This window comes from Candidatus Kinetoplastibacterium crithidii (ex Angomonas deanei ATCC 30255), assembly GCF_000319225.1.
GTDB lineage: Bacteria > Pseudomonadota > Gammaproteobacteria > Burkholderiales > Burkholderiaceae_B > Kinetoplastidibacterium > Kinetoplastidibacterium crithidii_B.
Window position 1 is genome coordinate 1 of record NC_019815.1, and the last position, 11,829, is coordinate 11,829.

Genomic DNA, 11,829 nt, shown 5'->3' on the forward strand with positions numbered 1-11,829 from the left:
GTTGTTATTAAGATATTTTATTTATTTATAAAAATGTTGACATTATCTTCTTTATGATAGATAATCGTCATCTGTTTCGCAAATAATTGAATTTGTGAATCCAACTGATCTTTAACAATTGAACAATCGATAATTGTGGGTACTTGATGGTAGTTTTGAGGCATATATTTATATATGTCGTGCTAAAAACAAACAAGTAAGTACTCATTAAATTATAAATTTTTTTCTCAGAGACATCTGAGAAACCTGTTTATTTTTTTGAGTAAATCGTATTTTCAAATTATTTTGAATTTGCGCAAAATGCAGAGATTAAACTGAAGAGTTTGATCCTGGCTCAGATTGAACGCTAGCGGAATGCTTTACACATGCAAGTCGAACGGCAGCACGAACTTCGGTTTGGTGGCGAGTGGCGGACGGGTGAGTAATATATCGGAACGTGCCCAGTAGAGGGGGATAACTACGCGAAAGCGTGGCTAATACCGCATATTCCCTAAGGGGGAAAGCGGGGGATCTTCGGACCTCGCGCTATTGGATCGGCCGATATCGGATTAGCTAGTTGGTGAGGTAATGGCTCACCAAGGCGACGATCCGTAGCTGGTCTGAGAGGACGACCAGCCACACTGGGACTGAGACACGGCCCAGACTCCTACGGGAGGCAGCAGTGGGGAATTTTGGACAATGGGGGAAACCCTGATCCAGCCATTCCGCGTGTGCGATGAAGGCCTTAGGGTTGTAAAGCACTTTTGGCAGGGAAGAAATAGCATTGGCTAATATCTGATGTGAATGACGGTACCTGCAGAATAAGCACCGGCTAACTACGTGCCAGCAGCCGCGGTAATACGTAGGGTGCGAGCGTTAATCGGAATTACTGGGCGTAAAGAGTGCGCAGGCGGTTCGGAAAGAAAGATGTGAAATCCCAGGGCTTAACCTTGGAACTGCATTTTTGACTACCGAACTAGAGTGTACCAGAGGGAGGTAGAATTCCGCATGTAGCAGTGAAATGCGTAGATATGCGGAGGAACACCTATGGCGAAGGCAGCCTCCTGGGGTAACACTGACGCTCATGCACGAAAGCGTGGGGAGCAAACAGGATTAGATACCCTGGTAGTCCACGCCCTAAACGATGTCAACTAGCTGTTGGGATCTTCGGATCTTAGTAGCGCAGCTAACGCGTGAAGTTGACCGCCTGGGGAGTACGGTCGCAAGATTAAAACTCAAAGGAATTGACGGGGACCCGCACAAGCGGTGGATGATGTGGATTAATTCGATGCAACGCGAAAAACCTTACCTACCCTTGACATGTCTAGAATCCCGAAGAGATTTGGGAGTGCTTGCAAAAGAACTAGAACACAGGTGCTGCATGGCTGTCGTCAGCTCGTGTCGTGAGATGTTGGGTTAAGTCCCGCAACGAGCGCAACCCTTGTCATTAGTTGCTACGAAAGGGCACTCTAATGAGACTGCCGGTGACAAACCGGAGGAAGGTGGGGATGACGTCAAGTCCTCATGGCCCTTATGGGTAGGGCTTCACACGTCATACAATGGTCGGGACAGAGGGCTGCCAACCCGCGAGGGGGAGCTAATCCCACAAACCCGATCGTAGTCCGGATCGTAGTCTGCAACTCGACTACGTGAAGTCGGAATCGCTAGTAATCGCGGATCAGCATGTCGCGGTGAATACGTTCTCGGGTCTTGTACACACCGCCCGTCACACCATGGGAGTGGGTTTTACCAGAAGTAGTTAGCCTAACCGCAAGGAGGGCGATTACCACGGTAGGATTCATGACTGGGGTGAAGTCGTAACAAGGTAGCCGTATCGGAAGGTGCGGCTGGATCACCTCCTTTAAGAGCATATGAACTACATATTAAGTGCCTACAATTATCGATTGTTATTTAGCTGAGATTGGTAGTAAGCAGGGTTGCGACAGATTCTTCATTGGGGTTTGCCCAAAGTTATGCTAACCCTATAAATGCATGGGTCTGTAGCTCAGCTGGTTAGAGCACCGTCTTGATAAGGCGGGGGTCGTTGGTTCAAGTCCAACCAGACCCACCATCTGTTTGAGTAATACCTTTCTGTGGTACTATGGGGGTGTAGCTCAATTGGGAGAGCGCCTGCTTTGCAAGCAGGAGGTCATCGGTTCGATCCCGTTCACCTCCACCAATTTAGAATTTAATTTTTAGGCTTGTTTCAAGTTTAAAAATTAAGTTTTATTAGCTGATTGTTCTTTAAAAATCTAGAAGAGACGCAACATAAATATGTATAGATTTTACATTTTGTATAATCTATACGATTAGGGTTGTGATTGCATTAATTATAATTATGTTCTTTGAGAGTAAAATCTTTAGAATATTTATGAACAGCACAAACATGTAGTTAACTTTAATTCATATAGCCTTTAGTGTTATAGGATCAAGTGAATAAGTGCATATGGTGGATGCCTTGGCGATCACAGGCGATGAAGGACGTAGTATCTTGCGAAAAGCTGCGGGGAGTTAGAAAACAAACTTTGATCCGCAGATGTCCGAATGGGGAAACCCACCCTCTTAAGAGGGTATCACTGACTGAATATATAGGTCAGTAGAAGCGAACCGGGTGAACTGAAACATCTAAGTAACTCGAGGAAAAGAAATCAACCGAGATTCCGAAAGTAGTGGCGAGCGAAATCGGATCAGCCTTTACGTTATAGCGTTATTGATAGTCGAAAAAGATGGAAATCTTTGCCATAGTAGGTGATAGCCCTGTAGACGAAATCTTTGATGTGGAACTAAGCGTAAGAAAAGTAGGGCGGGACACGCGAAATCCTGTTTGAATATGGGGGGACCATCCTCCAAGGCTAAATACTCGTGATCGACCGATAGTGAACCAGTACCGTGAGGGAAAGGCGAAAAGAACCCCGGGAGGGGAGTGAAATAGATCCTGAAACCGTATGCATACAAACAGTAGGAGCGGATTTATTCCGTGACTGCGTACCTTTTGTATAATGGGTCAGCGACTTACATTCAGTGGCAAGCTTAACCAAATAGGGGAGGCGTAGCGAAAGCGAGTCCGAATAGGGCGATTTAGTCGCTGGGTGTAGACCCGAAACCAGATGATCTATCCATGGCCAGGTTGAAGGCACGGTAACACGTGCTGAAGGACCGAACCCACTAATGTTGAAAAATTAGGGGATGAGCTGTGGATAGGGGTGAAAGGCTAAACAAATCTGGAAATAGCTGGTTCTCTCCGAAAACTATTTAGGTAGTGCCTCACGTATTACTGTATGGGGTAGAGCACTGTTATAGCTAGGGGGTCATGGCGACTTACCAAACTATGGCAAACTCCGAATACGTACAAGTACAGCGTGGGAGACAGAGCACCGGGTGCTAACGTCCGGACTCAAAAGGGAAACAACCCAGACCGCCAGCTAAGGTCCCAAATTATTGCTAAGTGGGAAACGAAGTGGGAAGGCATAGACAGTCAGGAGGTTGGCTTAGAAGCAGCCATCCTTTAAAGAAAGCGTAATAGCTCACTGATCGAGTCGTCCTGCGCGGAAGATGTAACGGGGCTAAGCAATAAACCGAAGCTGCGGGCGTGTTTTATTACACGCGGTAGGAGAGCGTTCTGTAAGCCTGTGAAGGTGGCTTGTAAAGGCTGCTGGAGGTATCAGAAGTGCGAATGCTGACATGAGTAGCGATAAAGGAGGTGAAAAGCCTCCTCGCCGTAAGTCCAAGGTTTCCTGCGCAACGTTCATCGGCGCAGGGTGAGTCGGCCCCTAAGGCGAGGCAGAGATGCGTAGCTGATGGGAAACTGGTTAATATTCCAGTACCATTGTACAGTGCGATGGGGGGACGGATCGTGGAAGATCATCAGGGTGTTGGATATTCCCTGTTGCTGCATTATAGAAGGTGATTAGGAAAATCCGGTCACGTAATTCGAGGGTGTGGCACGAGCGGATATATTTCGCGAAGTGATTGGAAGTGGTTCCAAGAAAAGCCTCTAAGCTTCAGCTGTACAAGACCGTACCGCAAACCGACACAGGTGGACGGGATGAATATTCTAAGGCGCTTGAGAGAACTCAGGAGAAGGAACTCGGCAAATTGATACCGTAACTTCGGGAGAAGGTATGCCTCATTATTGTGATGAGCTTGCGCTCAAAGCATGAAGAGGCCGCAGATAATCGGTGGCTGCGACTGTTTATTAAAAACATAGCACTCTGCAAAGACGAAAGTCGACGTATAGGGTGTGACGCCTGCCCGGTGCCGGAAGGTTAAGTGATGGGGTGCAAGCTCTTGATCGAAGCCCCGGTAAACGGCGGCCGTAACTATAACGGTCCTAAGGTAGCGAAATTCCTTGTCGGGTAAGTTCCGACCTGCACGAATGGCGTAACGATGGCCACACTGTCTCCTCCTGAGACTCAGCGAAGTTGAAGTGTTTGTGATGATGCAATCTACCCGCGGCTAGACGGAAAGACCCCATGAACCTTTACTGTAGCTTTGCATTGGGTTGTGAATAATCTTGTGTAGGATAGGTGGGAGGCTTTGAAGCATAACCGCTAGGTTATGTGGAGCCAACCTTGAAATACCACCCTGGATTGTTTGCGATTCTAACCTTGATCCGTTATCCGGATTTGGGACAGTGCATGGTGGGCAGTTTGACTGGGGCGGTCTCCTCCTAAAGAGTAACGGAGGAGTTCTAAGGTACGCTAGGTACGGTCGGAAATCGTGCTGTTAGTGCAATGGCATAAGCGTGCTTAACTGTGAGACTGACACGTCGAACAGATGCGAAAGCAGGACATAGTGATCCGGTGGTTCTGAATGGAAGGGCCATCGCTCAACGGATAAAAGGTACTCTGGGGATAACAGGCTGATACCGCCCAAGAGTTCATATCGACGGCGGTGTTTGGCACCTCGATGTCGGCTCATCTCATCCTGGGGCTGTAGTCGGTCCCAAGGGTATGGCTGTTCGCCATTTAAAGAGGTACGTGAGCTGGGTTTAAAACGTCGTGAGACAGTTTGGTCCCTATCTGCCGTGGGCGTTGGATACTTGACAGAGCCTGCTCCTAGTACGAGAGGACCGGAGTGGACGTACCTCTGGTGTACCGGTTGTCATGCCAATGGCATAGCCGGGTAGCTAAGTACGGAAGAGATAACCGCTGAAGGCATCTAAGCGGGAAACTCGTCTGAAGATAAGGTATCCCGGGGACTAGATCCCCCTAAAGGGTCGTTCAAGACTAGGACGTTGATAGGTCGGGTGTGTAAGTGCAGTAATGTATTAAGCTAACCGATACTAATTGCCCGTGAGGCTTGATCCTATAACTCTACAGGTTATTGAGATAATTATATGTTATGATATTAATTAATGTGGTTACATCCTAATTTATATTTTTGTTGCTTCTTCTTAGATTATTTTTATGTTTGTTATTTTGTAGACAAACAGCGTACAGGTTATGCCTGATGACTATAGCAAGGTTGTTCCACTCCTTCCCATCTCGAACAGGACAGTTAAACGCCTTTGCGCCGATGATAGTAGACTTTTAGTCTGTGAAAGTAGGTTATCGTCAGGCTTTTATTTAAAACCCTACAGATAAGAGTCTGTAGGGTTTTTTTGTATCTAAAATTAATTCTTAATAATTAATCTCTATGATATTTTTAATGTGGCTATATTTACCGATACATTTATAAGTTCTGCCCATAAATTTTTTGAAGTTCCTTCTTCATCCATACCCTTAATGCTTAGATCAATATTATGTAGTTTATTTATTATTTTATATAAGAAATTTTTATTAACATCTCTACTATAGTTTTCAATTAAATCTCTATGATTTCCAAAAATTTTATTACTATTTAAGATATAAGAAAATTGTTCCCTAGGTGCATCTATTAAAATACCTATAATTCTTATATCTTCATAAATCGCCCATAAAATTAAAGCAGGGTGTATATTTTCTTCTTTCAAATATAATAATATTTCTAATATTTTAGATATTTTTTTTTGAAAAATAGATAATCTAAAATCATATATATTGTATTTTGAATTATTTGATACAATACTATTCTTTATGGACTCTTCATCTATATATCCTTCTTCAAAAATTAAACCTAGTTTAATAATTTCTTGATTAGCAATAACTAAATTATTATCAACTTTATTTGCTATCCAAAATAGTGAGTTATTATCGACATATTGTTTTTGTAGTAATAATCTTTCTTTTATCCAAAATGGTAATTCACTACTTTTGATATTAGGTATATTAATTGAGATTCCCAATTTTGTTAGAGATTTCATCCAATTGCTATTTTTTGTATTTATATCTTTTTTTGGTACTTGAACAATCAAAATAGTATCTTTTTTTTCTGCTAAAAAATTTGCTATTTTGATTATATGTTCAGAACCTATTTTTCCTGGTGATGCATTTGTTATATCTATATTAAATATTCTATATTTTTCAAATAAAGAGATTGATTTTATGCTTTCAGTGAATTCGCTCCAATTACTATGTAAATCCATAGATGAATTATAAAAATATACAAATCCTCGTTTTTTAAACTCTGATATAATGTTAAGTTTACATTCATTTACTAAAAGCAATTCGTTACCTAATAATATATATATAGGTGAAAAATATTCTTCTTTCTTTAATAATTCAGTTATGTGTTTATAATCAATATATTTATGCATTTTTTTTATACTTATAATATTTCAAGAAAAATCAAAGTTTTTCATGAAATATTAGAGAATATAATATTATATAGATAATATTTAATTATTTTTTAATACTATATTTATTAGTTTGTTAGGTACTACAATAATACGTTCAATAATATTATTATTAATGTACTTTAATACACTGGGCTCTTCTAAAACTATTTTCTTTATTTCTTCTTCATTTTGGTCATAACGAACATTCACTGAACTTCTTAATTTGCCATTAACTTGTATGACCATTTTTACATTAGTTATAACAAGAGCTTCTTTTTTGACTTTAGGCCATATGGCATCAATTAAATCACCATGAACATTATTATATCCAAGTTCATTCCAGATCTTCCATGTTATATGAGGAACTATTGGGTATAATACTCTGAGTACTATGCCTAAAGACTCTGAGATAGCAATATTATGGGTTTTATCTATAATTGAATTTACTTGTAAAAATTGTTCAATAGAATTCAACATTTTCATTGATGCAGATACAATAGTATTATATTGCAATCTATCATAGTCATGATTACTTTGATTTAATAGAGAGTAAATATTAAAATATAATTCTTGTATAGATGGATTTTTGCTTATGTCTATATCATGTTTTTCTGTTAAGGAATTTGCAGAAATAATATTATCTTTATTATTGTAACAAATTCTCCATAGTCTACGTAAATAACGATTAGCGCCTTCTATTCCAGCATCAGACCATTCTAATGTTTGCTCTGGTGGGCTTGCAAATATAATAAATAAACGAGCTGTGTCTGCTCCCCATTTTTCTATAATCGACTGAGGATCAACTCCATTATTTTTAGACTTAGACATTGTGCCAATGCCATTATATATAACTGGGCTAGAATCTTTTTTTAGCAAATAATTAGTTGCCATGCCATTTTCATTATATATAGTCTCAATGTCATCTGGCTTGAAATATTCTATTCCTCCATTTTCTGTCTTTCTAGAAAAAATATGATTTAATACCATACCTTGACATAATAATTTGGTGATAGGCTCATCAAAGTTGACCAGATGCATATCTCTCATTACTTTGCACCAAAATCTTGTATATAGTAGATGAAGCACAGCATGTTCTATGCCACCAATGTACTGATCCATTGGCATCCAATAATCATTTCTATTATCTATAGGTAGGTTGGTATTATCAAAAGATGTATAACGCATAAAATACCAAGAAGAATCTATAAAAGTATCCATGGTATCAGTTTCTCTTTTTGAATCAGCTCCACATTTTGGGCATAAGCAATTTACGAAATTTTCATTTTTATCTAGAGGGTTGCCATTGCCTTCAGGAGTAAGGTCTTCTGGCAGAATTACTGGCAGATTATCATAAGGTACAGGTACTGAACCACAGTTATTGCAATGAATAATCGGTATAGGTGTCCCCCAGTAACGTTGCCTAGATATACTCCAGTCTCTAAGTCTCCACATAATTTTGCTTTGACCTAATTTTTCACTTATGATTCGATCACTTATAGCACTTGCTGCTGATTTACAGTCTAAACCATTATATGCTCCTGAATTGATAATATATCTATCTTTTGTATCCTTATACCAATCTTGCCATATTTCTGAATTAAACTCTTTGTTTTTTGCAGATGATACTACTTGTTTAATATTTATTTTATATTTTTTAGCAAACATAAAATCACGTTCATCATGAGCTGGGACTCCCATGATTGCGCCATCGCCATAGTTGATAAGAACATAATTAGAAATCCATATAGGAATTTCTTCATGTGTAATTGGATGAATAGCATTAAATCCAGAATAAATGCCTTGTTTTTCCTTAGTGGATATTTCAGCTTCTGTAGTAGTTCCTAATCTATTTGATATAATGAAAGCTTCTATAGCACTATCATTTTTAGAGGCATGAATAGATATTGGATGCTCTGTTGCTATTGCGCAAAATGTTGCGCCAATGATGGTATCTGGACGAGTTGTAAATACATAAAGATTGCCATCTTGAATTAATTGGTTATTCTTGTCTTTTATTTGATGTTTGAATGTAAAACGCAATCCTTCAGATTTACCAATCCAATTGGCTTGCATTGTTTTTACTTTTTCTGGCCACAGTTGTAGTTTATCTTCTAAGTCACTTAGTAGCTCTTCAGCATAATTTGTGATAGCTAAATAATAACCAGGTATTTCTCTTTTTTCAACTAACGCTCCAGAACGCCATCCATGACCATCTATCACTTGTTCATTTGCTAAAACTGTTTGATCCACAGGATCCCAATTTACTACTTGAGTTTTACGATAAACAACACCATATTCTAACATTTTTAAAAATAGCCATTGGGTCCATTTATAATATGATGGGCTGCAAGCGCATATTTCTCTTGACCAGTCGATAGATAAACCAATGCTTTTCATTTGGTTCTTCATATAATCAATATTGTTATATGTCCATTTTGCTGGAGGTATTTGTGATTTTATGGCTGCATTTTCTGCTGGCATGCCAAAAGCATCCCATCCCATAGGCATAAGAACATTAAATCCATTCATGCGTTTATGGCGAGCCATAACATCATTAATAGTATAGTTGCGAACATGACCCATATGTAGCTTGCCACTAGGATAAGGCAACATAGAACATGCATAGAATTTAGGTTTTAATGATCCATCTTTATTCTTAGTATTTTCATTTACTAAGTAAGTTTTGTTAGATTTCCAAAATTCTTGGGATTCTGATTCTATATTTTTGTGGTTATAATGTTCTTGCATAATAGGATAGCTCTTTTTAAATTATAGAAGCCGTTATGATATTTTATTTGTAATATACAGTTTTTAATTGATTGATAAAAAACAGCTAGCAAATTTAAAGAAGTGACGTTTATATAATAAAATCTAGCTATAAAAATGATGTGGCTAAGGACATGATTTTCTTTAATTAAGATCATGCCCTTTATATTAAAAACATACTGCTTATATAATAAACACGTTGATTGATAACATGTAATATTTATTTAAGTTTGATTTCTTTATATTCAACATGTTTGCGAGCAACTGGATCAAATTTTTTGAGTAATATTTTATCAGGAGTATTACGTTTGTTTTTTGTTGTTGTATAAAAATGACCAGTTCCAGCCGTTGATTCTAATTTGATCTTTTCTCTCGCTCCTTTTGCCATACTATGTTCCTATTTTATTGGTTAATACCATTTAATTTTTTATGGTTTTTTGATTTAAAATACTTAGTACAGATTCTATTCCATACTTATCTATAGTTCTTATAGCCTTGGTTGAAACCCTTAAACGCACCCATCTGTTTTGTTCTTCTAGCCAAAATCTACGAGACTGTAGGTTTGGTAAGAATCTGCGTTTTGTTTTATTATTAGCATGGGATACATTATTTCCCACCATAGGTCCTTTACCAGTTATCTGACATATTTTTGTCATGGAATCACCTTATATAGGAAAATTTATTTTGTGTTAAGAATACTATTAATGAAATGAGACCAAAGGTTTTCTATTTAAATATAGTTCTCTTAAAAAGAAATAAATATTAATTTGAAAAGGAAATATTATATAATGCCCGTATTATAATGCAATATATTTAATTAGAACATAAACGATATTTTAACTTAAATTTTTCTAATATATAAAACCAAAAATTAATTTTGACTCATTTACACTGCTATTCTAGTTAGTTAATTAGATAACGTCAATGTACTGTCTTTTATTTTTATTAAATTTCTTATAATCTCAATATCTATTAGCTATTAATACTTACTAAGTGTATATGTAATGATAAATTATGTTTACATTATATATAATAATATCTTATCGTTGTTTATTTGTGATTATTTAATAACAATTGAAAGTTTAGTATATTCCATTAGTATTTTTATCGTGTGAAAAATAATTTTTATAGATATGAAGTTATGCTTATTTTTATGGTAAGTCTCTTAGAAGAATAAAATAGCTAATATCTTTTTATGACAGAACATATAAGTAGAGAAATATTATGATAGAACTTGGCGTTAATATTGACCATGTTGCTACTTTAAGACAGCAAAGACATACTTGTTATCCAGATCCTCTAGCTGCTGCTTTGACAGCAGAGAAGGCTGGGGCTGATTTAATTACTCTTCATCTAAGAGAGGATAGAAGGCACATACAAGATCAAGATGTTTTTAATATTAGTCAAAATATAATTGGCAAGATGAATCTTGAGTGTGCCATTACTAAAGAAATGTTAGGCATTGCTGTTAAAGCACGACCAGATATAGTTTGCCTTGTTCCAGAAAAAAGACAGGAGTTAACAACCGAAGGAGGGTTGGACATAATAAATTCATATGAAGTTGTTTCTAATGCAGTTAAATATCTTCAATCTAATGGAGTAAAGGTTTCTATATTTATTGATCCAGATATTAATCAAATTTATGAAGCAAAACAGATAGGAGCTGATGCAATAGAACTACATACAGGTAGATATGCCGAATGTAGTCATTCTAATGAAAAGGATAAGGAAATAGACAGGTTGAAAAATTCTGTAGATGCGGCTTTAAAGTTAGGTTTAAAAGTTAATGCTGGTCATGGTTTACATTATGATAATATCAGAAGTGTTTTAATGATAAATGGAATTAGTGAATTTAATATAGGTCATTCGATAATTAGCAGAGCAGTTTTTGATGGCTTGTTTTCTGCTGTTAAAGAGATGAAAGACCTTATAAATAATATAAATATTGATTAAATATATGATTGTAGCTTCTAATTATATAGCTGGAGTTGGTGTAGATATTTTATCTGTTAATAGAGTAAATTCGCTGTTTGTGAAATATAAGTATAAATTTTTGGACAAAGTTCTAGGTTCTCTTGAAAGAGATTGTTTCAATAAGCGCTTTGATGCTAATTATTATCGAGGAATAAGATATATTACAACTAGAATTTCTGCTAAGGAAGCTCTTTCAAAGGCTATAGGTATTGGTATGACTTTCCCTATGACTTGGTCTAGTATTGAAATCCTTAATTCATCTAATGGTAAACCTTATTATTTTTTTTCTCCAGTTTTAGATAAATGGATTAAGGAAAGATACGGGGTTATACATATTTCACTGAGTGATGAGCATGATTTAGTTGTTTCTAATGTGGTTATAGAGACCAAGAAAATTTAATATTGATATTTTT

Annotated in this window: 6 protein-coding genes, 2 tRNA genes and 3 rRNA genes; 7 read left to right on the forward strand and 4 right to left on the reverse strand. The window is 37.2% G+C overall.

What is annotated here, in order from left to right:
* Positions 1–311 precede the first annotated feature (311 nt).
* The 5 genes from CKCE_RS00005 to rrf all read left to right on the forward strand — a co-directional run bounded on the left by CKCE_RS00005 (position 312) and on the right by rrf (position 5,540).
* A 16S ribosomal RNA gene (locus CKCE_RS00005) occupies positions 312–1,842 on the forward strand.
* Positions 1,843–1,973: 131 nt separating this feature from the next.
* A tRNA-Ile gene (locus tag CKCE_RS00010) sits at positions 1,974–2,050 on the forward strand.
* Between the two features lie 32 nt (positions 2,051–2,082).
* Positions 2,083–2,158: transfer RNA gene (locus CKCE_RS00015), tRNA-Ala, on the forward strand.
* A gap of 247 nt (positions 2,159–2,405) precedes the next feature.
* Positions 2,406–5,288: ribosomal RNA gene (locus tag CKCE_RS00020) — 23S ribosomal RNA — on the forward strand.
* A gap of 138 nt (positions 5,289–5,426) precedes the next feature.
* A 5S ribosomal RNA gene (rrf, locus tag CKCE_RS00025) occupies positions 5,427–5,540 on the forward strand.
* The 16S, 23S and 5S rRNA genes sit together here with 2 tRNA genes alongside, the layout of an rRNA operon.
* A gap of 74 nt (positions 5,541–5,614) precedes the next feature.
* Here rrf and holA read toward each other — a convergent pair.
* From holA to rpmB, 4 genes are all read right to left on the reverse strand, one after another.
* Complete coding sequence (holA, locus tag CKCE_RS00030; protein ID WP_015238275.1) at positions 5,615–6,655, reverse strand: DNA polymerase III subunit delta; 1,041 nt, start codon at positions 6,653–6,655, stop codon at positions 5,615–5,617.
* 81 nt (positions 6,656–6,736) lie between these two features.
* Positions 6,737–9,424, reverse strand: coding sequence for a leucine--tRNA ligase (gene leuS / locus CKCE_RS00035; RefSeq protein ID WP_015238276.1), 2,688 nt, complete (start codon positions 9,422–9,424; stop codon positions 6,737–6,739).
* A 238-nt stretch (positions 9,425–9,662) separates the two neighbouring features.
* Positions 9,663–9,830: a 50S ribosomal protein L33 gene (gene rpmG, locus CKCE_RS00040; RefSeq protein ID WP_015389065.1), complete on the reverse strand. Its 168-nt coding sequence runs from the start codon at positions 9,828–9,830 to the stop codon at positions 9,663–9,665.
* Between the two features lie 31 nt (positions 9,831–9,861).
* On the reverse strand, positions 9,862–10,098 hold the full coding sequence (gene rpmB / locus CKCE_RS00045) for a 50S ribosomal protein L28 (RefSeq protein ID WP_015238277.1): 237 nt from the start codon (positions 10,096–10,098) through the stop codon (positions 9,862–9,864).
* A gap of 568 nt (positions 10,099–10,666) precedes the next feature.
* Between rpmB and CKCE_RS00050 the strand changes: the two genes are divergently transcribed.
* On the forward strand, positions 10,667–11,395 hold the full coding sequence (locus tag CKCE_RS00050) for a pyridoxine 5'-phosphate synthase (RefSeq protein WP_015238278.1): 729 nt from the start codon (positions 10,667–10,669) through the stop codon (positions 11,393–11,395).
* 4 nt (positions 11,396–11,399) lie between these two features.
* Entirely contained in the window at positions 11,400–11,816 is a 417-nt protein-coding gene (gene acpS / locus CKCE_RS00055) for a holo-ACP synthase (protein WP_015238279.1), read from the forward strand.
* The last annotated feature ends 13 nt before the right edge of the window (positions 11,817–11,829 follow it).

Bases quoted from the DNA above. Each gene is read 5' to 3' on its own strand.
- rpmG (WP_015389065.1), bottom strand. From the start codon at position 9,830: ATGGCAAAAGGAGCGAGAGAAAAGATCAAATTAGAATCAACGGCTGGA.
- CKCE_RS00050 (WP_015238278.1), top strand. From the start codon at position 10,667: ATGATAGAACTTGGCGTTAATATTGACCATGTTGCTACTTTAAGACAG.
- rpmB (WP_015238277.1), bottom strand. From the start codon at position 10,098: ATGACAAAAATATGTCAGATAACTGGTAAAGGACCTATGGTGGGAAAT.
- acpS (WP_015238279.1), top strand. From the start codon at position 11,400: ATGATTGTAGCTTCTAATTATATAGCTGGAGTTGGTGTAGATATTTTA.
- leuS (WP_015238276.1), bottom strand. From the start codon at position 9,424: ATGCAAGAACATTATAACCACAAAAATATAGAATCAGAATCCCAAGAA.
- holA (WP_015238275.1), bottom strand. From the start codon at position 6,655: ATGCATAAATATATTGATTATAAACACATAACTGAATTATTAAAGAAA.